Origin of the sequence: Arthrobacter sp. HY1533, from assembly GCF_027568515.1 — a bacterium.
Taxonomy (GTDB): domain Bacteria; phylum Actinomycetota; class Actinomycetes; order Actinomycetales; family Micrococcaceae; genus Specibacter.
This window is the reverse complement of record NZ_JANKZF010000029.1, coordinates 22367-48592: the sequence shown is the minus strand read 5'-3', so window position 1 is coordinate 48592 and position 26226 is coordinate 22367. Positions and strand designations below refer to the sequence as shown.

The window sequence follows — 26226 nt, the reverse complement described above, 5'->3', positions numbered from 1 at the left end:
TACGCTTGACCCTGTGAAAACTTGGAAGTCCCACGCCCTGCCCCAGCTGCCCGGCGTGATGCCAGAGATCAACCTGCACGAAACATCCACCGGCAAGGTGGTGCCGCTGCCCGGCGCCGGCCCGGCCAGCATGTACGTTTGCGGCATCACACCCTACGACGCAACCCACATGGGCCACGCCGCAACCTACGTCGCCTTCGACCTGCTCAACCGGGCCTGGCGCGACCAGGATCGCACCGTAACTTATGTGCAAAATGTCACAGACGTTGACGACCCCCTCCTGGAGCGCGCCAACCGTGACGGCGTTGACTGGCAGGAACTTGCCGCATCGCAGATCGCCCTGTTCCACGCCGACATGGAAGCACTGAACGTGCTGGCCCCCGAGGAATACATCGGTGCCGTGGAGTCCATTGAATGGATCGTGCCGGAAGTTGAGCAGCTCATCGCCGGCGGCCTGGCCTACCCCGTGGCCGGTACCGATGGCGAGCCCGACGGCGACATTTACTTCTCCGTGGAGGCCGCCTCGGCGGCAGCCCACGACGGTTCGCTGGACGCGCCGTGGTGGCTCGGGCAGATCTCCGGTCTCAGCCAGGAAGAAATGCTCCCCTTCTTTGCCGAACGCGGCGGGGACCCCCAGCGTGCCGGCAAGCGCCACCCGCTCGACGCCCTGCTGTGGCGCGTGGCCCGTGACGGTGAGCCGTCCTGGGACGGCGCCACCCTCGGCAAGGGACGCCCGGGCTGGCACATCGAGTGCACGGTGATTGCCCAGCGCTTCCTGCCCAAGCCCTTCACCGTCCAGGGCGGCGGCAGTGACCTGATCTTCCCGCACCATGAAATGGGTGCAGGCCACGCCTATGCCCTCGGCGGCGCACCCATGGCCCAGCACTACAGCCACACCGGCATGGTGGGGCTCGACGGGGAAAAGATGAGCAAGTCCCTGGGCAACCTGGTGCTTGTTTCCAAGCTGCGTGCCGAAGGCGTTGAGCCGTCCGCGATCCGCCTGGCCATCCTGGCCAACCACTACCGCAGCGACTGGTTCTGGACCCAGGGCCTGCTGGATGACGCCGTTGACCGACTTGCGCGCTGGCGCCGGGCATTGCCGCTGGCACCGGAGGGTTCCGCGAATGTGCTGCTGGCCGAGCTGCGTGCCGCGCTGTCCGCCGACCTCGACGCACCGCGCGCGCTGGCCGCCATGGACGCCTGGGCTGCCGCAGCCACCGGGGCCGAAGGCTCCGTGCGAGACTCCTACATCGTCTCCGACGCGGTGGAAGCACTCCTGGGCATCGAGCTGTAGCAAAGTGGGGGCGGGCTCCCGGGCCCGTCCCCACTGCAGTTACGGCTGTTCGGTGCCCCTGCGGCGCAGGTAGCGCTCGAACTCCTTGGCGATTGACTCGCCCGTGGCCTCGGGCAGCTCGGCTGTGTCCTTGGCCTCCTCCAGCTGGTGGACGTAGGAGGCAATTTCCGGGTCGCCCGCGGCGAGGTCGTTGACGCCGCGTTCCCACGCCTGGGCGTCGTCCACCAGGTCCGTGGTGTTCAACGGCACACCCAGGAAGTCCTCGATCCGGTTCAGCAGGGCCAACTCCGCCTTGGGGGAGGGGGACTGTGCAACGTAGTGCGGCACGGCAGCCCACAATGAAACGGTGGGCAACCCGGCCAGCAGGGCCAGCTCGTTGAGCACCCCCACGATGCCCACGGGGCCCTCGTACTGTGACTGTTCCAGGCCAAGGCGTTCGGCGAGCTCTTCGTCGTCGCACGTTGCCGTGACGGGGATTGGCCGTGAGTGCGGAACGTCGGCGAGCAGGGCGCCCACCAGCAGCACATAGTTGACGTTCAGCTCCGCGGCCTTGGCCAGCAGCTCCGCCGTGTAGGCGCGCCAGCGGTAGGAGGGCTCGATCCCGTGCACCAGGACCACGTCAATTTCGGTGCCGGGCACTGACGCCCTGGCAATCTTGGTGACAGGCCACTTGATCTTGCGGCCACCGGTGGACGTCAGGCGCACCTCGGGCCGGGTGAACTGGAAATCATAGAAGTCGTCTGGCTCAATCACCGCCACCCGCTTGGCGCCCCACAAGCTGTGGAGGTGCTTGAGGGCGTCGCTGGCCGCCTCGCCGGCGTCGTTCCAGCCCTCGAAGGCCGCCAGCATGACTGTCACACGCTTTTCTCCGGGAATTGCTTCCAGCAGCCGGGCGGGCCCACCGGATTCCCCATCGTTGAATCTGCTCACGCTCCCACACTACGGCGGTTCCGGCGCGGGGCACTAGCCACCACGCGCAGCCGAAAGCGGAAATCAGAACAGCCCCGCAAGACCCGTAGACTGGAAGCATGCTTTCAGCCACTGCCGCCGCCGCGCCCCTTGCTGCCCCGACGTCCACAGCTCTCAAAGCCGTCCTCTGGGACATGGACGGGACCCTCGTGGACACCGAACCCTACTGGATCGACGCCGAGATGGCCCTGGTGGCAGCCCATGGCGGGCACTGGGACCTGGAACAGGCGCACCAGCTGGTGGGCAACGCACTGGATGACAGTGCACGCATCCTCCAGGAAGCCGGCGTCAAGCTTTCCGAGCGCGAAATCATCGACCACCTCTCGGGCGTGGTCATTGCCCGGCTCCGCGGGGAACTGCCCTGGCGCCCCGGTGCCCGGGAACTGCTGGCGGAGCTGCATGGCCGCGGCGTCCGCTGCGCCCTCGTCACCATGAGCGAGCGTGCCATGGCCAGTGAGGTTGTCGGCGCACTGGATGAGGAGTACTTCGAGTTCCTCGTCACGGGCGATGAGGTGGAGCACGGCAAACCGCACCCCGAGCCCTACCTGAAGGCCATTGCACAGCTGCGCGAAAGCGATCCGAGCCTCACGGCAGCCAACTGCGCCGCCCTTGAGGACTCGATCCCGGGCCTGGCCTCGGCCGTGGCCTCGGGTGCCGCCGCCATCGCCATCCCGCACGCCGTTGCGCTGGAGGAGGGCCCTGACCACACCACCTGGTCCACCCTGGCTGGCATGACGCACGACGACGTCGCCAAAGTGGTTGCCTCCCATGCCGCCAACGCCGGGGCTGCTTTGTGAGCGGTTCCGCCGACGGCGCCAAGCCGCGCCGCGAGGGATTCGTCCTTGGCTCGGTGCGGGGCACCCCCGTCATCCTTGCCAACTCCTGGTTCTTGATAGCCGCCGTCACTGTGCTGCTCTTTGGGCCGCAGCTGCAGGCCATCCACCCGGCCCTGGGGCTACGCGCCTACGGTGTGGCCTTCGCCTATGCGCTGCTGCTGCTGGTTTCTGTGTTCATCCACGAACTGGCACACGCCGTGGCAGCGAAGATTTTCGGCTGGACCACCCACAAGATCGTGCTGAACCTGTGGGGCGGCCACACCGAGTTTGACTTCAGCAAGGCCACCCCCGGCAAGGCGCTCGTGGTGGCCTTCGCCGGACCCGTGGCCAACTTTGTCCTGGCCGGCCTCGGCGCACTGCTGAAACTTGTCCTGTTGGACGGCGGGACCGCGGGCCCTGAGTCCCTGGGCATGGACATGGCGATCCTGTTGACCAGAATCTTCATCGGGGCCAACCTGCTGATCGGCCTGTTCAACATCCTCCCCGGGTTGCCGCTGGACGGCGGCCGGCTCGTGGAGTCCATTGTCTGGAAGTCCACAGGCAGCCAGGAAAAGGGCACCATCGCCGCCGGCTGGGCCGGTCGCGTCATCGTGGTGCTGATTGTGGTTGTCGCGCTGGGCGGCCCCTATGTGCAGGGCACCACGCCGGACCTGACAACCACCTTCATTGTGGTGCTGCTGGCAGGCTTCCTGTGGATGGGTGCCTCCGCCTCCATCAAGGGCGCCGCCATCCGGCTGCGCCTGCCGGAGATCAACGCCGGAACCCTGGCGGTCCCGGCCGTCAGCGCCTCCAGCCAGTGCAGCGTGGCCCAGCTGTGGACACTGCGCGGGGAGTACCCGCAGCAGCCCATCGTGCTGTTCGGCGCGGACGGACGCCCGTCCGCCGTCGTGGATGAAAACGCGCTGGCGCACGTGCCACCGCAGGCCGCCGCACTGACCCCGGCCACCTCCGTGGCCCGCGCACTGTCCCAGGGAGCCTACGTTCCCAACGTTGCCGCCGGATCCGAGCTGGTCTCCTACCTGGCGCAACTGCCCGACACCGAATATGCGGTGATTGACCTCGACGGGAAAATCACCGGCCTGCTGAGCCAGGCGAAGGTTGTTGCCGCCATCACCGGCAAGCCAATCCACTGATTTTGCATGAAACCACACGACAGGAACCACCCATGAGCATCCCCGAGTCCACCGCAGAGAACACCAGCACGGCCGCGCCCCACGGTGCAGCCGCACGCCGCGGACCCTTCCGCCCCGGTGAAAGGGTCCAGCTGACCGACGAGCGCGGCCGCATGAACACCATCACGCTGACCCCGGGCACGGCGTACCACACGCACAAGGGCTTCCTTAACCACGATCTCCTCATTGGCGCCCCCGAGGGCTCCATGGTGGAAAGCAACGTGGGCCAGCAGTACCAGGCGCTGCGCCCCCTGCTGTCCGACTTTGTCCTGTCCATGCCCCGCGGCGCGGCAGTTGTGTACCCCAAGGATGCCGGCCAGATCATCACTATGGGCGACATCTACCCCGGCGCCCGTGTGGTCGAGGCCGGCGTGGGCTCCGGTGCCCTGTCCATCTCGCTGCTGCGCGCCGTGGGCGACAACGGCTACCTGCACTCCTTCGAGCGACGCCAGGAATTCGCCGACATTGCCCGCGGCAATGTCGAAACCATCTACGGCGGCCCGCACCCGGCCTGGAAGATCTCCCTGGGCGACTTCCAGGACCAGGTGGTTGCGCAGGAAGCGCCCGGCAGCATTGACCGAGTGGTCCTTGACATGCTTGCACCCTGGGAATGCCTTGACGCCGTGGCCACCGTGCTGGCCCCCGGCGGCGTGTGGATCAACTACGTTGCCACCGTCACCCAGCTCTCCCGCACCGCCGAGGCCATCCGCGCCGACGGCCGCTTCACCGAACCCGACGCCTGGGAATCCATGGTCCGCGGCTGGCACCTGGAGGGCCTGGCCGTGCGCCCGGACCACCGCATGGTGGCCCACACCGGCTTCCTGATGGTGACCCGCCGCCTCGCCGACGGCGTCACGGGCATGTCGCCCAAGCGCCGCGCCTCCAAGACCGACTTCGCCCAGGAGGACCTGGATGCGTGGACCCCCGCCGCCGTGGGGGAGCGCTCCGTGTCGGACAAGAAGCTGCGCCGCGCCGCCCGGGATGCCTCCTCCACAGTGCAGACCAAGCGGAACCAGGAACAGTCCGAGGAAACGGAAACCCGCCAGGACGGCTTCAACGGGCAGTAGCACTAAGATCAGCAGTACCGGCCGGCGACGGCCGCGGAAGGAGCGAACGACATGAGCGATGCAGGCAACCCTGTCCATGAAAATCCGGCACCGGAAGGCTCCGCGGCGGCCGCGCCCGGCTCGCTGGGCGCAAGCTACTCGGCCGGGCCCGGCCAGCAGGCAGTGCTCGAACGCCAGCTCAATGTGCTGCGGGACAAGGCCAGAAACCTTGACCGGCAGCTCGCTTCCGCCACCAGCAACAACGGCAAGCTCGTTGCCATGCTCGAAACGGCCAAGGCGGAGATCCTGAAGCTGCGCACAGCGCTGGAAAACGAGGGCGAACCGCCCTACAGCTTCGGCACCATCCTGGCCATCAACGCCCCGGCCCCCGGCAACGTGGCGGCCGTGGCACGGGAAAGCGTCGACATCCACGCCTCCGGGCGGAAGATGCGCGTGGGTGTGAGCCCGCTGCTGCGCCTTTCCGAGCTGTCGGTGGGCCAGGAAGTCCTGCTCAACGAGGCCTTCACGGTCATTGCCGGGCTCGGCTACGACACCGTGGGGGAGATCGTCTCTGTCAAGGAACTGCTGGGCACGGGCCGGGCCCTGGTGATTGGCCGTGCCGACGAGGAACGCGTGGTCCGCCTCGCAGGCGCCCTGCAGGGTGGCACGGTCAAGGTGGGTGACGCCCTGACAGTTGACGGGCGCACCGGCTACGCGCTGGAGAAGGTGCCCCGTTCCGAGGTGGAGAACCTGATCCTGGAGGAAGTCCCGGACATCTCCTACTCCGACATTGGCGGGCTCACCTCCCAGATCGAGCAGATCCGCGACGCCGTGGAGCTGCCCTTCCTGCACCCCGACCTGTACCGTGAACACGGGCTCAAGGCACCCAAGGGCATCCTGCTCTACGGCCCTCCCGGCTGCGGCAAGACGCTGATCGCCAAGGCCGTGGCCAACTCGCTGGCCAAGCGGGCCCGTGAACGCTCCGGCGTCATGGACCAGAAGAGCTACTTCCTGAACATCAAGGGCCCCGAGCTGCTGGACAAGTACGTGGGCGAGACCGAGCGCCAGATCCGGCTCATCTTCAGCCGGGCCCGTGAAAAGGCCTCCGACGGCAGCGCCGTCGTGGTGTTCTTCGACGAGATGGATTCACTGTTCCGCACCCGCGGCACTGGCGTTTCCTCCGACGTTGAAACCACCATCGTGCCCCAGCTCCTGAGCGAGATCGACGGCGTCGAACGCCTGGACAACGTCATTGTCATCGGCGCCTCCAACCGCGAGGACATGATCGACCCCGCCATCCTGAGGCCCGGCCGCCTGGACGTGAAGGTCAAGATCCAGCGCCCCGACGCCGAGGCCGCCGCGGACATCTTTGCCAAATACGTCACCACGGGCCTGCCGTTCCACGCCGACGACCTCGCCGCCAACCACGGCAGCCTGCAGGAAACCGTCGACGCAATGATCCAGCGCACCGTGGAGGCCATGTACGCCACGGGCAAGTCCAATGAGTACCTGGAGGTCACGTACGCCAACGGCGACACCGAGATGCTGTACTTCAAGGACTTCAACTCCGGCGCCGTCATCCAAAACGTGGTGGACCGGGCCAAGAAGTACGCCATCAAGGACCTGCTGACCCACGGCGAAAAGGGCATCCGGATCGAGCACATGCTGCGCGCGGTGGTGGATGAGTTCCGCGAGCACGAGGACATGCCCAACACGACCAACCCGGATGACTGGGCCCGGATTTCAGGCAAGAAGGGCGAGCGCATCACCTACATCCGCACCATCGTCCAGAGCAAGGAAGGCCAGGTTCCGGGCAAAACCCTGGAAACCCTGCCCAACACGGGGCAGTACCTGTGAGTGCCGTCCGGGTCATGGGTGCCGAAACCGAATACGGCATCCATGCACCCGGCGAAACCTCCTTCAACGCGACCTGGCTCTCCACCCAGGTGGTGCACGCCTACTCCCGCGAAACCAGCCACCGCGCCTCGGCCGGCGGGGAGACACGCTGGGACTACACCGACGAGGACCCGCTGGCGGATGCCCGCGGCTGGAGCTACCCCCGTTCCGCCGCGCACCCCAGCCAGCTGACGGACACAGAAGTGACGGCGGCCCAGATTGCCCTCGAGGGCGGCGAGACGGGCGATCCCACCGAGCCGCTCATGATGAACATGGTGCTGGGTAACGGGGCCAGGCTGTATGTGGACCACGCCCATCCGGAATACTCCTCGCCCGAGGTGACCAACCCGCTTGACGCCGTGCGCTGGGACGCAGCCGGCGACCTGGTTGCGCTGGCGGCGGTGCGGCGCATTGCTGCCACCGACGGCGTGCCCGCCATCAACTTGTACAAGAACAACACGGACAACAAGTCCGTTTCCTACGGCAGCCACGAAAACTACCTCATGCCGCGCGCCGTTCCGTTCAAGGACATTGTTTCCGGGCTGACCCCCTTCTTCGTCACCCGGGCCATCATGTGCGGTGCGGGGCGGGTGGGGATCGGCCAGGACGGCTCCGGAGCAGGCTTCCAGATCAGCCAGCGCGCCGACTTCTTCGAGGCCGAGGTGGGTTTGGAAACCACCATCCGCCGGCCCATCATCAACACCCGCGACGAACCCCACGCCGTCGCCGAGAAGTACCGCCGGCTGCACGTCATCATTGGCGACGCCAACCTGGCGCAGGTCTCCAACTACCTCAAGTTCGGCACCACGGCCCTGGTCCTGGACATGATTGAGCACGGCACGGCCCCGCAACTGGAGTTCGCCAACCCCGTGGCCACTTTGCGCAACATCAGTCACGACTGGGAACTGCGGGAACGGCACCTGCTGGCCGACGGCTCAACCGCTACGGCCCTGGAGGTCCAGCGCCAATACCTCAACGCCGCCATCGCCCACTGCGCCGCCAACGGCTCCAGCCACCCGGAGACCGGCGACGGCCACACGGCCGGTGTGCTGGCCAAGTGGGAACAAGTCCTGGACGGGCTGGAATCCGATCCCATGTCGCTGTCCGGACAGCTGGAATGGGTGGCCAAGCTGTCCCTCCTGCAGCAGTACCGGGCCCGGGACAAGATGGCCTGGACCGATCCGCGCCTGGGCCTGATCGACCTGCAGTGGTCGGACGTCCGGCCCGAAAAGGGCCTGTACTACAAGCTGCTGCAGCATGGCCGCATGGAACGGCTCGTCACGGACGAGTCCATTGCCGCCGCCGTGGCCAACCCGCCCACCGACACTCGGGCCTACTTCCGCGGCCGCTGCATCCAGGAGTTCGGGGCCAACGTGGTGGGCGCCAGCTGGGACTCGGTCATCTTTGAACTGCCGCAGCTGCGCCGCCTGCAGCGTATTTCCACCAAGGAACCCCTGCGCGGCACACGGGAGCTGACAGGCAAGCTGTTCGACGCCAACACCGAGGTGGCGGGCTTCCTGGCCCAGCTGCTCGCCGACACGCACTAGGGCACGTCGTAGGCCAGGCCGCTGGAGAGTTCCCTGTGGGCCGCGGCCTGGTCCCGGAGTTCCCGCGCACGGGCCTGGAAAACCTCCACGGCGTCGCGGCCGGCGGCAAAACGCAGTGGTGGCTGGTCCAGTGCGGCGTGCTTAACGACGGCGACGGCGAGCTTGGCCGGGTCCCCGCCTTGCCGGCCGTCCATACCCTTCCATGCAGTGACTGTCTGTTCGGCACGCTCGGCGTAGTCCCCGATGCTGGATTCGGCATAGCGGGTGGATTCCGGGCTGAGCAATTCGGTGCGGAAGAACCCCGGCTCCACGAGCATGGTGCGGATGCCCAACGGGGCCACTTCCGGGGCCAGGGATTCCGCCCAACCCTCCACCCCAAACTTTGATGCTGCGTAGGCGCTCAGGAACTCCCCGCCTTGAAGTCCCGCGGTGGAGGAAATGGTGACCACGAGGCCCGCACGCTGGGCCCGCATGGCCGGCAGGGCCGCCCGGGTGACGTTGATGGGTCCAAACAAGGTTGTTTCCAATTGGGCCCGGAAGTCCTCCGGGGAGATCTCCTCGAAGAACCCTGCATTGAAATTGCCTGCATTGTTGACCAGGACGTCGATCCGTCCGAACCGGTCAAGGGCGGCCGCGATGGCGGCCGTGGCGCTGTCGGGGTCTGTGACGTCCAACGCAACCACCAGCAGGGCATCGTTTTCGCCAAGTGCCTCGGTGACCCTGACCGGGTTGCGGCCCGTGGCAACCACCGCGTGGCCCGCGGCCAGGGCGGCCTTGGCGATGTCTGTCCCCAAGCCGCGCCCGGCTCCGGTGATGAGCCAGACCTTGCGGTCCGTTGTGGTGGTCTCCGTGGTGGTGCTGGCAGTGTCCAACAGTCACCCCCAAGCCGGCCCCGGCCCCCTTGCCTGCCCGGCCTTGGCACAAACCGGGGCATGGCGTGGCAGTATTGAAGCCAAGCACCGAAGCAGGTGCCCACAGGGACCTTTGAAAAGGACGCACCATGGCATCACAGGAACAAAAGAACGTCTCCTCCCGCACCGACGAGGAACACGTCGAGGACCTCCCGCTGCCGGCCCCCGGCGCGGATTCGGCAGCCGCCCAGGCTGCGACCTCAGGGGTCGATGACCTCCTGGACGAGATTGACGGCGTCCTGGAAGCCAACGCCGAGGAGTTTGTGCGCGGTTTCGTGCAAAAGGGCGGACAGTAGCAGCCATGGACGGCACAGGCCGCGGGTTCCCGGCGCTGGAAGGATCCGGCACGCCGTCGTTCCTTGACCACGTCACCGCGCACCATCCCGGGCTGCTGCCCTTTGGCCGGCCGCTTCCGGCAGGTGCGGCCCCCGAGGCCCCGCACGGCACCACGATTGTTGCGCTGACCTTTGCCGGCGGCGTGCTCATGGCGGGGGACCGGCGCGCCACGATGGGCACCATGATCGCCAGCCGGCGCATTGAAAAGGTGTTCCCGGCAGACCGCTTCTCCGTTCTCGGAATTGCCGGCACAGCCGGAATCGCCATCGACATGGTGCGCCTGTTCCAGGTGGAGTTGGAGCACTACGAAAAAATTGAGGGCACGCTGCTGAGCCTGGAGGGAAAGGCCAACCGGCTCGGCGCCATGGTGCGCGCCAACCTTCCGCTCGCACTCCAGGGCCTGTCCGTGGTGCCCCTGTTTGCCGGGGTCGAGGCGGGGCAGTCCACGGGGCGCCTGTTTTCCTACGACGTCACCGGCGGGCGGTACGAGGAACGCGAACACCACAGCGTCGGCTCCGGCTCGGTGTTCGCCCGGGGCGCGCTGAAGAAGCTGTGGCAGCCCGGGATGGACCGCGCCGCGGCGGTCTCGGTGGGGGTCGAGGCGCTCTTTGACGCGGCCGACGACGACTCCGCGACGGGCGGTCCGGACCTGGTCCGCCAGCTCTGGCCCGTTGTCTACGTGGTCACGGACGACGGCGCCGCCCGGGTTGGGCAGGCCGAGCTCGCCTCCGTGGTGGAGGCCATCGTGGCACGCCGCACCGCAGAGCACAGGGAGGCCTAGCATGGCGCAGCAGTTCTATGTATCGCCCGAACAAGTCATGAAGGACCGGGCAGACTTTGCGCGCAAGGGCATTGCCCGCGGCAAGTCGGTGGTGGTGCTCAGCTACGGCGGCGGCATGGCGCTCGTGGCCGAGAACCCCTCCCCGACCCTGCACAAGATCGGGGAAATCTACGACCGCATCGCCTTCGCCGCGGTGGGCAAGTACAACGAGTTTGAAAGCCTGCGCCAGGCAGGGGTGCGCTACGCCGATGTGCGCGGCTACTCCTACGACCGGGTGGACGTCACGGCCCGCGGCCTGGCCAGCGTCTACGCCCAGAGCCTGGGCGGCGTCTTCACGGCCGAACAAAAGCCCTTCGAGGTGGAACTGGCCGTTGCCGAGGTGGGCGACGGGCAGGACGGCGACCACATCTTCCGGCTCAACTTTGACGGCTCCATCTCCGACGAACGCGGCTACCTGGCCATGGGCGGGCGGGCCGAGCTGGTCCAGGCGTCGCTGGCGGGCTCCTGGGCCCCCGGTGCCGGCCTGGCCACGGCACTTCACTGGGCGGTCGGTGCACTGGAAGCGCCGCGGGCGGAGGCTGCTGCGTCCTCGCCGGGGACGGCCACGGCCCTCGACGCGGAGAACCTAGAGGTGGCCGTGCTGGACCGCAGCGCCTCCCGCATCCGCGGCTCACACCGCGCCTTCCGGCGCCTTGAGGACGCCGAGGTGGCGGGCCTTTTGGCCGCTGCCGCGGGCTAGCAACACAACAGGGCAGGACCAATCCAGCTTTCGCTGGGCAACACGCATTTTTCGAGCAAGGGGATACAACGGGTGGACCGGCGGATATTTGGCATTGAAACAGAGTTTGGCGTGACGTACTCGGCACCCGGCTCCCGGCCCCTCTCACCGGAGGAAGTTGCCCGCTACCTGTTCCGCAAGGTGGTCAGCTGGGGCCGTTCCTCCAATGTCTTCTTGCCCAACGGCTCACGGCTGTACCTGGACGTGGGCTCGCACCCCGAATATGCCACGGCCGAATGCGACGGCATCGCCCAGCTCATTGCCCACGACCGGGCGGGGGAGGCCATCCTGAACGACCTGGTGCACGAGGCCCAGGCCCGGCTGGAGCTGGAGGGCTACGCCGGGAAGATCTTCCTGTTCAAGAACAATGTGGACTCTGCCGGCAACTCCTACGGCAGCCACGAAAACTACCTCATCACGCGCAAGGGCGAGTTCAACCGGCTGGCCGACATCCTCATCCCCTTCCTTGTCACCCGCCAGCTCATCTCCGGCGCCGGCAAGGTCCTGCCGGCACAACAGGGCGGCAAGTACGCCTTCTCCCAGCGCGCCGACCACATCTGGGAGGGCGTCTCCTCCGCCACCACCCGCTCCCGGCCCATCATCAACACCCGGGATGAACCCCACGCCGACGCCGAGCTGTACCGGCGCCTGCATGTGATCGTGGGCGATTCCAACATGTCCGAGACCACCACCATGCTCAAGGTGGGCAGCGTGGACTTGATCCTGCGCATGGTCGAGGCCGGCACCATCATGGGGGACATGCGCCTGGAGAACCCCATCCGCAGCATCCGCGAAATTTCCCACGACATCACCGGCCGGCACCCGCTGAAAATGGCCGACGGGCGCACCATGACGGCCATCGAGATCCAGCGCCACTACCTGGCAAAGGTCACTGCCTTCGTCGCCGCCAACGGCGCGCACCACGAACTCGTGCCGCAAATCCTGGACCTGTGGGAACGCACGCTGGACGCCGTGGAATCGGGCGACCACTCCGGCATCGACGCCGAAATTGACTGGGCCATCAAGGCCAAGCTCATTGGCGCCTACGCCAACCGCCACGAGCTGTCCTGGGGTTCGCCCGAGGTGGCGCAGCTGGACCTGCGCTACCACGACATCTCCGTGGAAAGGGGCCTGTTCAACATGCTTGAGCGGCGCGGGGCCGCGGCCCGGGTGACAACCGCCGCGGAGGTGGCCGCCGCCGTCGACAATGCCCCGGCCACCACCCGGGCAGCCCTGCGCGGGCGCTTTGTCAGCGCGGCCCGGGATTCCGGGCGCGACTACACGGTGGACTGGGTGCACCTGAAACTCAACGACCGCTCGCACCAGACCATCCTGTGCAAGGACCCCTTCAGCAACTCCGACCCCCGGGTGGATGAACTCATCGAATCGCTGCGCGCCGGCTGGTAGCGCGCGCATCCGGCACGGTGAAACATTGCAGCGTTTGTCCAGCTTCAGACGCTAGGCTGTTCAAGGCCCGACGCCCCATGCGCATTCGCGCAGGTTGCCGCGCCCATGTTCAGTCCGAAAAACCCAGCCACCGAAAGTGTCCTTGTGCGCCGACTTCTTGCACTGCTTCTTCCACTGCTGCTCCTCGTGACAGCCTGTTCACAAGGGTCCTCCGACCCCGCCGCCCCGGACGCCACCCCCGGTGCATCCGTCTCGGTCCCGCCGTCGAACGCCGAGGCGCTGGCCTCGGTCAAGGTTGAGGACCAGGGCAAGGGCAAGGCCCCGAAGGTCACCTTTGACAAGCCGCTGGCCATCAAGGCCGAATCCATGGCCCTGGTGACCCCGGGCGACGGCGCACAGGTCAAGGAGGGCCAGGTCGTGGAGTTCCGCGAAATCGCCCTGAACACCGAAACCGGCGCAACCGTGGGCGAGAACTTCACCAAGGATGCCGGCGGCACCATTGTGCTCAATGACGCGTTCAAGCAGCAGTTCCCGCTGGTTTACACCACCTTCGCCAAGGCCAAGGTGGGTGCCTTCATCGCCTACGGCACCCCCGGCACCGCTGCCGTTGAGGGATCCACCGCCGCCCCCTCACAGGCTGCCACCCCGGCCAGCATGAGCGTCTTCCAGGTCATGACGGCCAAGGACGCCCCGCCTGCCCCCAAGCTCATGAGCGCCGATGACGTTGCCAAGCTGGCCAAGGAAGGCAAGCTGCCCACCGCCAAGTTCAACGACAAGGGCATCCCCAGCATCACCATCCCCAAGGTCGACGCCCCGGCTGACCTCGCCGTGCAGGTCTTGACCGAAGGCACCGGCGACGTCGTCGCCGCCACCGACAGCATCTCCGCCCTCTACACGGGCTGGACCTGGTCAGACAGCAAGCAGTTCGACTCCGCCTACGACCGCGGCGAGGCAGCAAGCTTCAGCCTGCAGCAGGTCATCCAGGGCTGGACCATGGGCCTGGCCGGCCAGAAGGTGGGCTCCACCGTCCTGCTGACCATCCCCGCGGACCTGGCCTACGGTGCGGACGCCGCCGCAAAGGGCAATCCCGCCGGAACGCTCGTGTTTGTTGTTAAGATTGAATCGAAGAAGTAACCGTAACTAAGGAGCACCATGTCTTTCGGAGCACGCAACTTTGACCGCACCAAGCCGGAAATTGAATTCCCGGACCACGGCGTCCCCACCGAACTCGTGATCGAGGACCTCATCGAGGGCACCGGCACCGAAGTGGTGCGCGGCAGCACCGTCTCAACCCACTACGTGGGCGTCGCCTTCTCCACCGGCGAGGAATTCGACTCCTCCTGGGGCCGCGGCACCCCGCTGGACTTCAAGGCCGGCATTGGCCAGGTCATCCAGGGCTGGGACCAGGGCCTGCTGGGCATGAAGGTCGGCGGCCGCCGCCGCCTGGAAATCCCCTCCGAGCTGGCCTACGGCTCGCGCGGCGCCGGTGGAGCCATCGGCCCCAACGAAGCGCTGATCTTCGTGGTTGACCTCGTGGCAGTGCGCTAACCACCTGTTCCACCCAAGCGACCCGCGGCAGGACTTGAGATCTCAAGCCCTGCAGCGGGTCGCTTGCGTACCGGGCCAAAACTTGCGCGGACGGCTAGTACGCTAGGCCTTGTGCCCACAAAAATCGATTCCACCGAACGACTGCTGAACCTGGTGATTGCCCTCCTGGGCACCCGCCGCGGCCACAGCAAGAGCTACATCCGCAGCAACATCAACGGATACATGGGCGAGGGCGCCACCGCCGCGGAGGAGGACAAGGCCGCACAGTCGTTCAACCGCATGTTTGAACGCGACAAGGAAACACTCCAGGAGCTGGGGATTCCCATCAGCATCCTGGCGAACCCGGCCGGCAGTGAAGAGGACCAGGCCCTCTACCGCATCAAGCCGGCCGACTACCGCGTCCCCGCCGTGCGCCTGGATGAATCCGCCATGTCCCTGGTGGCTGTTGCCGCCAACCTGTGGGCGGAGGCCGCCCTGGGCGAGGCCGCGCAGTCGGCCCTGCGCAAGATCGCCACCCGCTCCGGAACGGGCTGGTATGAGGACGACACCACCTCCCAGTCACGCATTCGCACCGCCGAACCCGCCTTCGAGCCGCTCTGGAACGCGCTGCGCAACCACCACACCGCATCGTTTGGCTACCGCGGTTCACAGTCACCGGAAGACACCCGCCGCACCGTCCAGCCCTGGGGGCTCGGGAACAAGTACGGCCAGTGGTACCTCGCCGGGTTGGATGTGGACAAGGGCCAGGAGCGCATCTTCCGGCTGTCCCGCATCACCTCGGATGTTGAGGTCAACGCACGCGTCAAATTTGTGCGCCCCGCGGATTTCCATATTTCCTCCGTCCTGGACCGGCTCGGCACGGGCGAGCCCCTCACCGCCGACATCGCCGTTCCCGCTGGTTCAGCCCACGAGCTGCGCGCCCGCACCGGCACGGTGCAACTGTCCGGGGAAGACCGCGAAGCCTCCAACTGGCCGCGCGGCGTGCAGTGCCCGGAGGGCTGGGATGTCCTGCGCGTTGCCTACCGCGAGGCTGAACTCATGGCCGACGACGCCGCCTCCCTGGGTGCGCAGGCCCAGATCCTGGCCCCTGCCGCACTCCGCGCCGCCGTGGCCGCACGCCTGCGCAGCGCCGCAGATGCCGCCGCAGCCGCCCCGTCCCCTGGTGGCGGCGCAGCGTGGGACAAGCCGCTGCCCGCCCGCCCGGCCCGGCGGAAGGACACGCGGGAGCGGCTCGTGCGGCTGCTGTCCATGGTGCCCTACCTCGTGGCCAATCCCGGGGTGGAGGAGGCCGAGGTCCTGGCGGAGTTCGGCATCACCGCCGCAGAGTGGGCACGGGACCGCGACACCCTCAACGTCACGGGCCTGCCCGGCTACTTCCACGGCGACCTCATGGACGTCACCACGGAGGCCGGCCAGGTGTTCATCAGGGACGCCGAAACCCTCGCCAGCCCGCTGCGCCTGAGCCGCGAGGAGGCCTGCACGGTGCTGGTGGGCCTGGCCGCCCTGGCCGGGGTTGCCGGCAGTGGCCAATCGGAGCCGCTCGCGCACGCGACGGCCCAGCTGTCCGCTGTGGCGGGCGGGGACGCCTGGCTCAGTGACGCCGTCGGCCTCCACCTGGTGTCCGGGCCGGAAATGAAAACCATCACGGCCCTGCAGGAAGCCATCCAGAACGGGCGCGCATGCCACATCTCCTACCTTGTCCTCTCGCGCGACGAGGTGGGGGAGCGGACCGTGGAGCCACGCCGGCTCTTCTCGGTGGATGCCGCCTGGTACCTGCGTGCCTGGTGCCGCCGGGCCGGGGGGCTGCGCAGTTTCCGGGTGGACAGGATCCAGTCCCTGTCCGACGCCGGGGCGCAGGACCAGCTGCCCGCCGCAGGGTCCGCCTGGGCACCTGCCGCCGGCGTGTACAACCCCGGCAGCGACGACACCGCCGTGCGAGTGCTGGCCGACCCCACCACGGCCCAGCGGCTTGCCCCCGCCTACAACGCCCAGCTGTTTGCCCCCTCCGGTGGTGCATCCGGTGCCGGCCAGCGGGCGGGGCTGCAGTTCCTGGTGGGGGACACCGCCACCCTGGCACCCCTCATGGCCAGGCTCGGCGGGCGCGCCTGCATCGCCGGACCGGAAGAGGTCCGCACGGCAGCCGTGGCATGGCTGGAGGCGGCCGCTGACAGCTATGGCGCCGCTCACGCTGTGGGCGAAACCGCGGGGCATGTTCCCAGCAACGGCCGATAGACTTCCGTACATGCCTTGGTGGTCGTGGATCTTGATCTGGATGGCGCTCATTGCGCTGTCCCTGCTCTTCATGGCCTTTTTGGCCTGGAAGGTGTGGCGCGGCGCCTCCGCGGTGCTGCGCACGGCCGGCGATGTCAGCGATGAACGCACGGCCTACTGGGACGCCGCCTTGGAGCGCGCCAAGGTGCAGCACGTCACAGAACCCCGAACAACAGTGCCCGGCAGCGCGGTTTTTGCAACACCTGAAAAAATGAAGGATGATTACCTAGCTGCCAAGGAGGAACGGCGTTTCGCCCGCCTCCAACGGCGCGTCGCCCGCAGGAAAGAACGCGGACAGCTCCAATCCTTGCGCGACATTCAAGCATTACAAGACGTAGGATGAACCAAAAGGAAAGGCGTTACCGTGGGAAGACTTTTTGAGAGCCCCTGGGCTATCACCATCATCATCATCGTTGTTCTCTTGCTCTTCGCAGCACCGAAGCTGCCCGGCATGGCCCGCAGCCTGGGCCAGTCCATGCGGATCATCAAGTCCGAGGTCAAGGAAATGAAGAACGACGGCAAGGACGAGAAGCCCTCCGCCGCCCCGTCCGCGTCACCGGCACCCGAGGCCCCGTTTGAGGGCAAGATCGTCAACAACCCGACTCAGGGCAATGCTTCGGGCGACGGTACCGGAACCGGTACCGGCGCACAGTCATAGAAACGGAAGCAGCACCGGTGGCCAACGCCAAGGGCCGCAAGGCCAACCCTGAAGGCCGCATGCCGCTGAAGGCACACCTGGTCGAGGCGCGAAACCGCCTGTTCAAGAGTGCCCTGGCCATGCTGCCCGGCGTCGTCCTTGGCTGGATCCTGTACGACCCGCTCATGTATGCCATCACGCAGCCACTGCGTGACATCAGCCATGACCGCAACATTGTTGCGTCCCTGAACTTTGAGGGTGTCACAACGTCCTTTGACCTGAAGATCCAGATCTCGCTGATCCTTGGCCTGATCATCGCCTCACCGGTGTGGATCTACCAGCTCTGGGCGTTCATCACCCCCGGGCTCACCAAAAAGGAACGCCGCTACACGCTGTCGTACATGTTTGCCTCGGTGCCGCTGTTTCTGGCTGGCATCTTCGCCGGCTGGACCATCTGGCCCAACATTGTGAAGGCACTGACGTCCTTCACGCCGGCGGACACCGAGAGCGCCAACCTCATGAAGGCCATCGACTACCTGCAGTTTGCCCTGCAGTTGATGCTGTTCATGGGTGTGGCCTTCCTGGTCCCCGTGCTGCTGATTGCTCTCAACAGCATCGGCCTTGTCCGGGGAAAGACGTACCTGAAGGCGTGGCGCTTCACCATTCTCGGTGTCACGATCGTCTCCGCCATGGCCGCCCCCGGCTCGGATGTCATGAGCATGTTCTTCCTGGCTGCCCCGCTGCTGGTGCTGTACTTCGGCGCCATTGGCATCTGCATCCTCAACGACAAGCGCCGCGACCGCAAGGAAGCAAAGAAGGTCCAGGAGTCCGAGGCCAACGCCGACGTCGCCACCCCGTCCAAGGACCTGGAGATACTCTGACCTGAAGTAGGCTGGAGGCATGCCAAGCTCTGAAATGCCAAGTCCCTCCGAACGCTACCTGGCAGCCAAGGAACGGGGCCGGGACCACGGAACCGATTTCGGGGAATTCAAGGCGGGCCTGGACTTTGAGCTGGACGATTTTCAAAACACCGCGTGCCGTGCCGTCCAGGCCGGCCGCGGTGTTTTGGTTGCGGCCCCCACCGGCGCCGGCAAGACCATCGTGGGCGAATTTGCCGTCCACCTGGCCCTGCACCGCGGCCACAAGGCCTTCTACACCACCCCCATCAAGGCCCTCAGCAACCAAAAGTTCCAGGAACTCGCCGCCAAGTATGGCGCCGCCAACGTCGGCCTGCTGACGGGCGACACGAGCATCAACTCCGAAGCCCCCGTGGTGGTCATGACCACGGAGGTGCTGCGCAACATGCTCTACGCCGATTCCCCCACCCTTGCCGGACTGGCCTATGTGGTCATGGACGAGGTCCACTACCTCGCCGACCGTTTCCGTGGCGCCGTCTGGGAGGAAGTCATCATCCACCTCCCCACGGAGGTCTCCGTCATCTCCCTGAGTGCCACTGTGTCCAACGCCGAGGAATTCGGCGCCTGGCTGGGCACCGTCCGCGGCGACACCGCCGTGGTGGTTTCCGAACACCGCCCCGTGCCGTTGTGGCAGCACGTCATGGTGCGCCGCGACCTGGTGGACCTGTTCGCCGGCAATGTTCCGTTCGATGAGGCATCCCCGGACGACGGCGGCCCGGCCGGCCAGGCGGGCAAGTCGCCAAAGATCAACCCCGAGCTGCTCAAGCTGGCCCGCACCGAATCCGTCAGCATTGGGCGCGGCGGAAACCGCGGGCGCGGCGGCGGAGGAGGCAGGGGCCGCGGCCCCCACAACAGCCCATACCAGGAGGGCGGCCGTGAACGCCGCGATTCCAGCAGCAGCCTGGCCGGGCCTGCGGGCTGGGCACGCGCCGCCTCCCGCCCCCAGGTCATCCGCGCACTGGAGGCACAGGAGCTGCTGCCCGCCATCACCTTCATCTTTTCCCGGGCCGCGTGCGACGCCGCCGTGCAGCAATGCGCGGCCGCGGGGCTCTCCCTGACCACGCCTGAGGAACGCGAGGAAATCGCCCGCCGCGTCGATGAGGCGTGCGCCGAGCTGCCCGACTCCGACCGCGACGTACTGGGCTTTTGGGGCTGGCGCGACGGCCTGCTGCGCGGCCTGGCCGCCCACCACGCCGGCATGCTGCCCAGCTTCAAGGAAGTTGTCGAGGACCTCTTTGCCGACGGCCTGGTCCGGGCAGTCTTTGCGACCGAGACCCTGGCCCTGGGCATCAACATGCCTGCCCGCACAGTGGTGCTGGAAAAGCTGGAAAAGTACAACGGCGAGGCCCACGTGGGCATCACGGCAGGGGAGTACACCCAGCTGACCGGCCGCGCCGGCCGGCGAGGCATCGACGTCGAGGGCCACGCCGTGGTCCTGTGGCAGCCGGGCACCGACCCCGCGGCCGTGGGCGGGCTCGCCTCCAAGCGCACCTACCCGCTGAACTCCAGCTTCCGCCCCACCTACAACATGAGCATGAACCTCGTTGCCCAGTTTGGCCGCACCCGGACCCGGGAAATCCTGGAATCCTCCTTTGCGCAGTTCCAGGCCGACCGTTCAGTGGTGGACTTGGCCCGCCAGGTCCGCTCCCGCGAGGAGTCACTGGCCGGCTACGAAAAAGCCATGACCTGTCACATGGGCGACTTCCGCGAATACGCGAAACTGCGCCGGGAACTCTCCGACCACGAATCCGGCGCGTCCCGCAGCAAGGCCAAGCAGCGCCGGGACGCCATTGCCGAATCCCTCTCCAGCCTGCGTGCCGGGGACGTGGTCATGGTGGGCGGCGGGCGCAACCAGGGGTACGCCGTCGTGCTTGAGGCGGACAGCAGCGCCCGCATCCCGCGACCCGGGGTGCTGGGCATGGACCGCGAATACCGCCGGCTCAGCATGCACGAGCTCACAGCGCCGCTGGAACCCGTGGCCCAGGTCAGGGTGCCCAAGGGCTTCAACCCCAAGGTGCCCAAGGACAAGCGCAACCTGCTGGCAGCCGTGCAGGACAAGCTGGCCGACACCTCCGGCCGGCTCCCCAACCGTTCGGCAGCCTTCGACCGGCACAGTTCAGCCGCGGCCGCCGACGAGGCGGTGGACGCGCTGCGCCGCACCCTGCGCGCACACCCCTGCCACGGCTGCAGCGAACGCGAGGACCACGCCCGCTGGTCCGAGCGCTGGTGGAAGCTGCGCAAGGAGACCGACGGGATCGTGCGGGCCATCCAGTCCCGGACCAACACCATTGCACGCACCTTTGACCGTGTCATCGACCTGCTCTCCGGCTACGGATTTGTTGTGGCCGACGCCAGCGGCAACCTGCGCCCCAGCGACGACGGCCAGCGCCTGCGCCGCGTCTACGGTGAAAAGGACCTGCTGACAGCGCTCGTGCTGCGCCACGGCTCCTTCGACGGGCTGGACGCGGCCGAACTGGCGGCCTTCACCACGGCCCTGGTGTACCAGTCCAAGCGCGACGCCGAGGGGATGCGCCCGCGCATGCCCAGCGTCAGCCTGGAACAGGCCGTGGAGGACGTGGTGGTGCTGTGGTCGGCCCTGCAGGACGCCGAGGAGTCGCACAAGCTGCCGCTGACCGGCGAGCCCGAGCTGGGCCTGGTGTGGCCCATGTACAAGTGGGCGCGCGGGCGGAGCCTGCAGGACTCCCTGAACGGCACGGAACTGGCCGCCGGTGACTTTGTCCGCTGGACCAAGCAGGTCATTGACCTGCTGGGGCAGCTTTCCCAGGTCCCGTCGCTCCCGCAGGGTTTCTCCGGCACCTGCCGGCAGGCCATTGAGCTGCTGCGCCGCGGCGTGGTGGCCTACGGCACCGTCGTGGATTAGCCGCCGCCGGGATTTTTTCCGGCCCGCCCGTGGTTGCAGCCCCCGGGCCCCAAGTTCCAACGCCTTGTTGATTTGTTTTTGTTGAGAGGACAGCTTTTCCATGTCATTGACCATGTACCGCAACGGTTCCGTGTACAGCGCCGCCGACCCCTTCGCCACCGCCATGCTGGTGGACGGCGACGTCGTGGCCTGGGTGGGTTCGGAGCACGCCGCCGCGTCGCTGCTGGATTCACGCATGCGTGAGGTCAACCTGGGTGGCGCACTGGTTGCGCCCGGCTTCGTCGACTCCCATGTGCACGTGACCGAAACCGGCCTGGCACTGGACTCCGTGGACCTCTCCGGTGCCCGCTCGGCCCGCGACGTGCTGGACCTCGTGGCGGCCGCCGTGGCCGGCACACCGGCCGGGGTGTTGCTGGGCCACGGCTGGGACAACGCCGGCTGGGCGGACGCCGCACTGCCCACGGCCGAGGAGCTGGACCGGGCCGCCGGCGGCCGCGAGGTGTACCTGGCCCGTGTTGATGTCCACTCGGGCATCGTCTCGGGCTCCCTGGCCGCCCGCTGCGGCCTGGCCGCCCTCCCCGGCTGGGACGGGGCGGGACTGCTCAGCGGCGCCGCCCACGCGGCCGCCAGGGACGCGGCCCGCAACCTGGACCCCACCCGGCGCATGGCCGCCCAGCAGCGCGCGCTGCGCCACGCCGCCGCGAACGGCTACGTGGGGCTCGCCGAGATGAGCGCCCCGCATGTCGGTTCCATCGAGGACCTGGCCGCCCTGGCAGCGCTCGGTGCCGTGGATGCGGCCGAGGCGCTGCCTGAAATCCTGCCCTACTGGGGGCAGCTGGTTTCCAGCGCCGGGGAAGCCCGGGCCGTGCTGGCCGGGCTGTCTGCCGCCGGAGTCGATGTCCTGGGCCTGGCCGGGGACATCAACATTGACGGCTCACTGGGCTCACGCTCGGCCCTGCTCCGCAGCCCCTACACCGACGCGCCGGGCACCTCCGGCACGGCCCACCTCGACGCCGGCCAGGTGGCCGCACACTTTGCCGCCACCTCCGAGCTGGGGCTCACGGGCGGTTTCCACGTGATCGGCGACGGCGCCATGGAAGTTGCGGTCCAAGGCCTGGAAATTGCCGCGCGCCAGGTGGGCATTGAGAAGATCCGTGCCGCAGGCCACCGCCTGGAGCACGCGGAGATGGTTGACGAGGCGGCCATGGCTGCCCTGGCCAAATATGCCGTGGGTGTCTCGGTCCAGCCGGCCTTTGACGCCCAGTGGGGCGGGGCAGACGGCATGTATGCCCAGCGCCTGGGAGCCGAACGCGCACTCACCCTGAACCCGCTGGCCCGCTTCTACGGGGCGGGCGTGCCGCTGTTCTTCGGCTCGGACGCGCCCGTGACCCCGCTGAACCCCTGGGCCAGCGTGCGTGCGGCACTGAACCACCACGAACCTTCCTCGCGCATCTCAGCCCGGGCCGCCTTCATTGGCCACACCCGCGCCGGATGGCGCGCGGCGAAGTCCGAGAACCCCTTCCACGGCCAGCTGGGGCCGGGTGCGCCGGCCAGCTTCGCCATCTGGGATGTGGAGCAGCTCATGGTGCAGGTGGCAGACGATCGCGTCACATCCTGGTCCACCGACCCACGCGCCCGCACACCCCTGCTCCCGGCACTGGACACCGGCAGCGACCCCCGCTGCCTGCAGACCGTGCACAGGGGGCGCGAGCTGTACGCCAGCGAGGATTTCAGCACGCCGGAAACAGCCGCCTGAGGCCAGTTTTTGGCAACGGCCCGCATCTTGGCCGGGGCAAATTGACCAGGCAAAAAGGGCCCCTGACCTGCAACGATGCACATCGTTGCAGGTCAGCCACGTGTTGACACCCCCCGCTGCGGCAATTAGTTTTAGGGGAGCGGATGACCTCCTTAGGCGAGGGTCCCAGCCGGTGCGGGAAACCGTATGCCGGCACTTGGGAGATAGGTCCACGCGCCACTAGAAAACAGTTGCCTGCCATGCTTGCGCATGTCCCGCGATTGGTCCGAAGGCGCGTGGACTTATCTTTTTTGCAGTGCCCTCCCATATACTGGTTCATTGGCGCCGCTGGCCGGCCGCCGCATACTTGAGAACACACTCCAGACCACGGAAAGGCACCAATTGCTGCGTGTCCTGACGATCATCCCGACCTACAACGAGATTGAGTCGCTGCCCAAGACGCTCGCCCGGCTCAGGGCCGCCGTCCCGCATTCGGATGTCTTGGTCGCCGATGACAACAGCCCCGACGGCACCGGCCGCTGGGCCGACGAGTTCGCCGCCAACGACCCGCAGGTGCATGTCCTGCACCGCGCCGGCAAGGAAGGCCTGGGCGCGGCATACCTGGCCGGTTTCGCCTGGGGCCTGGATGCCGGCTACGACGTTCTTGTGGAAATGGATGCCGACGGTTCCCACCAGCCCGAGCAGTTGCCGCTGCTGCTGGATGCCGTTGACCAGGGCGCGGACCTGGTTTTGGGTTCCCGCTGGGTTCCAGGCGGCAAGGTGGTCAACTGGCCGCTGCACCGCAAGCTCATCTCCACCTGCGGCAGCCTGTACTCGCGCGTGATCCTGGGCATTCCCATCCGCGACGTCACCGGCGGCTACCGTGCATTCCGCCGCACCACCCTTGAGGCCCTGGACCTCGCCGCCGTCGAATCGGTGGGCTACGGCTTCCAGGTGGACATGCTGTGGCGCGTCTGCCAGAAGGGCCTGAAGGTGGTGGAGGTTCCCATCACCTTCGTGGAGCGCGAGTTTGGTGCCTCCAAGATGAGCGGCAACATTGTCCAGGAAGCCATGGTCAACGTGACCAAGTGGGGCCTGACTGCCCGCTGGAACAAGCTGACCGGCCGCAACAAGTAGCCTGGCTGCCAACGAAAGACGCCCCCGAGGAATCCTCGGGGGCGTCTTTTGCGTTCTGGGAGCCGTGGAGGCTAGACCTTCTCGCCGCGCTTTTCGCGCAGGATGGTCAGGCGGTCCGCCAGGATGGTTTCCAGCTCCGGCAGGGTGCGGCGTTCCAGCAGCATGTCCCAGTGGGTGCGGACAGGCTTGTCGTTGGAGGTGTCCGGTGCCTCGCCGTTGACCAGCAGGGCTTCCTTGCCGGTCTTTGACGTCCAGGTGGCAGGGATCTCGGCCTCGGAGGAGAACATGACAAAAACCTGCTCGCCGTCGGCGCAGCGGTACTCCACGCGCTGCCGGGGAGCCGGCTCCACACCGGATTCGGTCTCCATGCTTTGTGCGCCCAGGCGCATGCCACGCAAGCTGCGATCGCTCATGACTTCTCCCTCAATTTGTTAATGTCCATTGATTCAACGCTCCACTTGGCGCAGTTGTTCCTGCGGGGGAGTGGGCATTGAAAAGCGGCCGGGCAACAATGCCACGCGGCCAAACACCCATTATACGTGCTTGGCCGCGTGCATCACTGCCTGCCTGCGCTGCTGTGGCGCAGCTTACTCCCCGGCAGCCTTGGCGGGCTCACCGGCGTCGTCTGTGTCCGGGGTGCTGGTGCCCAGCACATTGCCGATTCCCTTGAGGGCCTCGCCCACCTCGCTGGGGATGATCCACAGCTTGTTGGACGTTCCGGAAGCAATCTTGGGCAACGTCTGCAGGTACTGGTACGCCAGCAGCTTCTGCGTCGGGTTGCCCTTGTGGATGGCACCGAAGACCTTCTGGATGGCCTGGGATTCACCGTCGGCGCGCAGGATGGCCGCCTTGGCGTCACCCTCGGCCTTCAGGATGGAGGACTGGCGTTCACCCTCGGCCGTCAGGATGGCGGACTGCTTGGTGCCCTCCGCGGTCAGGATCGCGGCACGGCGGTCACGCTCGGCACGCATCTGCTTCTCCATGGAATCCTGGATCGATAGGGGCGGGTCAATGGCTTTGAGCTCCACTCGGCTCACGCGGATGCCCCAGCGGCCCGTGGCCTCATCGAGCACGCCGCGCAGCTGGCCGTTGATCTGGTCGCGGGAGGTCAGTGCCTCTTCCAGGTTCAGGCCACCCACCACATTGCGCAAGGTGGTGGTGGTCAGCTGCTCCACGGCCTGGATGTAGTTGGCGATCTCGTAGGTGGCGGCCCGCGGGTCGGTCACCTGGAAATACACCACGGTGTCGATCGAGACCACCAGGTTGTCCTCCGTGATGACCGGCTGCGGCGGGAACGAGACAACTTGTTCGCGCAGGTCAAGCAGCGGCAGCAGCCTGTCCACGAACGGAATCAGCACCGTCAGGCCCGGGTTGAGCGTGCGCTGGTACTTGCCCAGCCGCTCCACCACGCCCGCGCGGGCCTGCGGAATGATCCGCACCGACCGCACCAGGACAATGACAACAAATATCAACAGGACCAAGACAACAAAAAGCCAAACTATGGTGCCGGCGTCTCCCATGAAATCCCCTCTTTTCTGTGTAAAGAACTTGTTTGCACCTGGCCGCCGGCGCGCTGGCATGAAGCCGCGTCGCGCCGGCAGGTGCCTAGGCCGTTGTTGCGGCGGTGCCGCCGGACTTCTGTGCCGACGGGTGGCTGATGATCGCGGTTGCGCCGTCGATGGCGGAGACCTCCACATTGGTCCCGACGGGAATCTCGCTGCCGCCGGCGATCCGTGCGGTCCAGATGTCCCCGCCAATCTTGACGAGTCCGCCTCCGGTGCCCACCGTCTCCAGCACCACGGCCTTGTGGCCGATGAGCCGGTCAACATTGGAGAGCTGGTCGGCCGGGCCCTTGTGCAGGTGTGCCAGGGCCAGGGGCCTGATCAGGACTGTGGTGGCGAGGGCAACGACGCAGAAGATGACGATCTGCAGCCACAGCTCGGCATTGAACAGGAACGCCACCAGCGCAGCCAGCGCTCCGACCGACATGAGGATGAAGTACAGGTTCAGCGTCAGCATCTCCGCCACGGCCAGCAGCAGGAATACCGTCAACCAGATGATCCAGCCGAAGTCGTTAATCCATTCAAGCATTGAGTCCCCCTTAGAGACTTGTTCTCCGTATCCTTG

Annotated in this window: 24 protein-coding genes; 19 read left to right on the top strand and 5 right to left on the bottom strand. The window is 67.0% G+C overall.

Annotated features, from left to right (window positions below):
• Positions 1-13 precede the first annotated feature (13 nt).
• Entirely contained in the window at positions 14-1294 is a 1281-nt protein-coding gene (gene mshC, locus PCK14_RS16630) for a cysteine--1-D-myo-inosityl 2-amino-2-deoxy-alpha-D-glucopyranoside ligase (protein WP_269939631.1), read from the top strand.
• Positions 1295-1333: 39 nt separating this feature from the next.
• Here mshC and PCK14_RS16625 read toward each other — a convergent pair whose 3' ends face one another.
• On the bottom strand, positions 1334-2224 hold the full coding sequence (locus PCK14_RS16625; RefSeq protein ID WP_442864746.1) for a PAC2 family protein: 891 nt from the start codon (positions 2222-2224) through the stop codon (positions 1334-1336).
• Positions 2225-2322: 98 nt separating this feature from the next.
• Between PCK14_RS16625 and PCK14_RS16620 the strand changes: the two genes are divergently transcribed.
• Genes PCK14_RS16620 through dop form a run of 5 tightly spaced genes read left to right on the top strand, consistent with a single transcriptional unit; the run spans position 2323 to position 8760 of the window.
• A complete protein-coding gene (locus PCK14_RS16620; RefSeq protein ID WP_269939630.1) occupies positions 2323-3060 on the top strand; it encodes an HAD family hydrolase in 738 nt (245 codons plus the stop codon).
• Positions 3057-4232, top strand: a complete 1176-nt coding sequence (locus PCK14_RS16615; RefSeq protein ID WP_269939629.1) for a site-2 protease family protein — start codon at positions 3057-3059, stop codon at positions 4230-4232. Before PCK14_RS16620 ends, PCK14_RS16615 begins: the two co-directional genes overlap by 4 nt.
• A gap of 32 nt (positions 4233-4264) precedes the next feature.
• Complete coding sequence (locus PCK14_RS16610; protein ID WP_269939628.1) at positions 4265-5338, top strand: tRNA (adenine-N1)-methyltransferase; 1074 nt, start codon at positions 4265-4267, stop codon at positions 5336-5338.
• Positions 5339-5389: 51 nt separating this feature from the next.
• A complete protein-coding gene (gene arc / locus PCK14_RS16605) occupies positions 5390-7174 on the top strand; it encodes a proteasome ATPase (RefSeq protein ID WP_269939627.1) in 1785 nt (594 codons plus the stop codon).
• Positions 7175-7188: 14 nt separating this feature from the next.
• The gene (dop, locus tag PCK14_RS16600; protein WP_269939649.1) at positions 7189-8760 is read left to right on the top strand and encodes a depupylase/deamidase Dop; all 1572 of its coding nucleotides are present in this window, start codon (positions 7189-7191) and stop codon (positions 8758-8760) included.
• Here dop and PCK14_RS16595 read toward each other — a convergent pair.
• On the bottom strand, positions 8757-9632 hold the full coding sequence (locus PCK14_RS16595) for an SDR family oxidoreductase (RefSeq protein ID WP_269939626.1): 876 nt from the start codon (positions 9630-9632) through the stop codon (positions 8757-8759). The two genes, dop and PCK14_RS16595, sit on opposite strands and share 4 nt — an antisense overlap.
• A gap of 128 nt (positions 9633-9760) precedes the next feature.
• Here PCK14_RS16595 and PCK14_RS16590 point away from each other — a divergent pair, with 128 nt between their 5' ends.
• The 13 genes from PCK14_RS16590 to PCK14_RS16530 all read left to right on the top strand — a co-directional run bounded on the left by PCK14_RS16590 (position 9761) and on the right by PCK14_RS16530 (position 24099).
• Positions 9761-9967, top strand: coding sequence for a ubiquitin-like protein Pup (locus tag PCK14_RS16590; RefSeq protein WP_269939625.1), 207 nt, complete (start codon positions 9761-9763; stop codon positions 9965-9967).
• A gap of 5 nt (positions 9968-9972) precedes the next feature.
• Entirely contained in the window at positions 9973-10788 is an 816-nt protein-coding gene (prcB, locus tag PCK14_RS16585) for a proteasome subunit beta (protein ID WP_269939624.1), read from the top strand.
• 1 nt (position 10789) lies between these two features.
• Positions 10790-11527 carry a proteasome subunit alpha gene (gene prcA / locus PCK14_RS16580; protein ID WP_269939623.1) on the top strand — a complete coding sequence of 246 codons (738 nt, stop codon included), beginning with the start codon at positions 10790-10792 and terminating at the stop codon, positions 11525-11527.
• 72 nt (positions 11528-11599) lie between these two features.
• On the top strand, positions 11600-12973 hold the full coding sequence (gene pafA, locus PCK14_RS16575) for a Pup--protein ligase (protein ID WP_269939622.1): 1374 nt from the start codon (positions 11600-11602) through the stop codon (positions 12971-12973).
• A gap of 144 nt (positions 12974-13117) precedes the next feature.
• Complete coding sequence (locus tag PCK14_RS16570; protein ID WP_269939621.1) at positions 13118-14107, top strand: FKBP-type peptidyl-prolyl cis-trans isomerase; 990 nt, start codon at positions 13118-13120, stop codon at positions 14105-14107.
• Positions 14108-14125: 18 nt separating this feature from the next.
• On the top strand, positions 14126-14521 hold the full coding sequence (locus PCK14_RS16565; RefSeq protein WP_269939620.1) for an FKBP-type peptidyl-prolyl cis-trans isomerase: 396 nt from the start codon (positions 14126-14128) through the stop codon (positions 14519-14521).
• Positions 14522-14632: 111 nt separating this feature from the next.
• Positions 14633-16753, top strand: a complete 2121-nt coding sequence (locus PCK14_RS16560) for a helix-turn-helix transcriptional regulator (RefSeq protein WP_269939619.1) — start codon at positions 14633-14635, stop codon at positions 16751-16753.
• A 10-nt stretch (positions 16754-16763) separates the two neighbouring features.
• A complete protein-coding gene (locus PCK14_RS16555; protein WP_269939618.1) occupies positions 16764-17135 on the top strand; it encodes a hypothetical protein in 372 nt (123 codons plus the stop codon).
• A gap of 21 nt (positions 17136-17156) precedes the next feature.
• Positions 17157-17450 (top strand): Sec-independent protein translocase subunit TatA, encoded by a 294-nt coding sequence (gene tatA, locus PCK14_RS16550; protein ID WP_269939617.1) that lies wholly within the window; start codon positions 17157-17159, stop codon positions 17448-17450.
• 17 nt (positions 17451-17467) lie between these two features.
• Positions 17468-18310, top strand: coding sequence for a twin-arginine translocase subunit TatC (gene tatC, locus PCK14_RS16545; protein WP_269939616.1), 843 nt, complete (start codon positions 17468-17470; stop codon positions 18308-18310).
• 19 nt (positions 18311-18329) lie between these two features.
• Entirely contained in the window at positions 18330-21227 is a 2898-nt protein-coding gene (locus PCK14_RS16540) for a DEAD/DEAH box helicase (protein WP_269939615.1), read from the top strand.
• 100 nt (positions 21228-21327) lie between these two features.
• On the top strand, positions 21328-22983 hold the full coding sequence (locus PCK14_RS16535) for an amidohydrolase (RefSeq protein ID WP_269939614.1): 1656 nt from the start codon (positions 21328-21330) through the stop codon (positions 22981-22983).
• Positions 22984-23367: 384 nt separating this feature from the next.
• Positions 23368-24099: a polyprenol monophosphomannose synthase gene (locus PCK14_RS16530; protein ID WP_269939648.1), complete on the top strand. Its 732-nt coding sequence runs from the start codon at positions 23368-23370 to the stop codon at positions 24097-24099.
• Positions 24100-24170: 71 nt separating this feature from the next.
• Here PCK14_RS16530 and PCK14_RS16525 read toward each other — a convergent pair whose 3' ends face one another.
• From PCK14_RS16525 to PCK14_RS16515, 3 genes are all read right to left on the bottom strand, one after another.
• Positions 24171-24512: an RNA polymerase-binding protein RbpA gene (locus PCK14_RS16525; RefSeq protein ID WP_269939613.1), complete on the bottom strand. Its 342-nt coding sequence runs from the start codon at positions 24510-24512 to the stop codon at positions 24171-24173.
• A gap of 174 nt (positions 24513-24686) precedes the next feature.
• Positions 24687-25619 carry an SPFH domain-containing protein gene (locus tag PCK14_RS16520; protein WP_269939612.1) on the bottom strand — a complete coding sequence of 311 codons (933 nt, stop codon included), beginning with the start codon at positions 25617-25619 and terminating at the stop codon, positions 24687-24689.
• A gap of 85 nt (positions 25620-25704) precedes the next feature.
• Entirely contained in the window at positions 25705-26190 is a 486-nt protein-coding gene (locus PCK14_RS16515; RefSeq protein ID WP_269939611.1) for an NfeD family protein, read from the bottom strand.
• Between the last annotated feature and the right edge of the window lie 36 nt (positions 26191-26226).

What these genes read in the sequence shown, in the direction of transcription:
- PCK14_RS16620 (WP_269939630.1), top strand. Translation starts at nt 2,323, where the DNA reads ATGCTTTCAGCCACTGCCGCCGCCGCGCCCCTTGCTGCCCCGACGTCC.
- PCK14_RS16610 (WP_269939628.1), top strand. Translation starts at nt 4,265, where the DNA reads ATGAGCATCCCCGAGTCCACCGCAGAGAACACCAGCACGGCCGCGCCC.
- arc (WP_269939627.1), top strand. Translation starts at nt 5,390, where the DNA reads ATGAGCGATGCAGGCAACCCTGTCCATGAAAATCCGGCACCGGAAGGC.
- dop (WP_269939649.1), top strand. Translation starts at nt 7,189, where the DNA reads ATGGGTGCCGAAACCGAATACGGCATCCATGCACCCGGCGAAACCTCC.
- PCK14_RS16590 (WP_269939625.1), top strand. Translation starts at nt 9,761, where the DNA reads ATGGCATCACAGGAACAAAAGAACGTCTCCTCCCGCACCGACGAGGAA.
- prcB (WP_269939624.1), top strand. Translation starts at nt 9,973, where the DNA reads ATGGACGGCACAGGCCGCGGGTTCCCGGCGCTGGAAGGATCCGGCACG.
- prcA (WP_269939623.1), top strand. Translation starts at nt 10,790, where the DNA reads ATGGCGCAGCAGTTCTATGTATCGCCCGAACAAGTCATGAAGGACCGG.
- PCK14_RS16565 (WP_269939620.1), top strand. Translation starts at nt 14,126, where the DNA reads ATGTCTTTCGGAGCACGCAACTTTGACCGCACCAAGCCGGAAATTGAA.
- PCK14_RS16555 (WP_269939618.1), top strand. Translation starts at nt 16,764, where the DNA reads ATGCCTTGGTGGTCGTGGATCTTGATCTGGATGGCGCTCATTGCGCTG.
- PCK14_RS16540 (WP_269939615.1), top strand. Translation starts at nt 18,330, where the DNA reads ATGCCAAGCTCTGAAATGCCAAGTCCCTCCGAACGCTACCTGGCAGCC.
- PCK14_RS16535 (WP_269939614.1), top strand. Translation starts at nt 21,328, where the DNA reads ATGTCATTGACCATGTACCGCAACGGTTCCGTGTACAGCGCCGCCGAC.
- PCK14_RS16525 (WP_269939613.1), bottom strand. Translation starts at nt 24,512, where the DNA reads ATGAGCGATCGCAGCTTGCGTGGCATGCGCCTGGGCGCACAAAGCATG.
- PCK14_RS16520 (WP_269939612.1), bottom strand. Translation starts at nt 25,619, where the DNA reads ATGGGAGACGCCGGCACCATAGTTTGGCTTTTTGTTGTCTTGGTCCTG.
- PCK14_RS16515 (WP_269939611.1), bottom strand. Translation starts at nt 26,190, where the DNA reads ATGCTTGAATGGATTAACGACTTCGGCTGGATCATCTGGTTGACGGTA.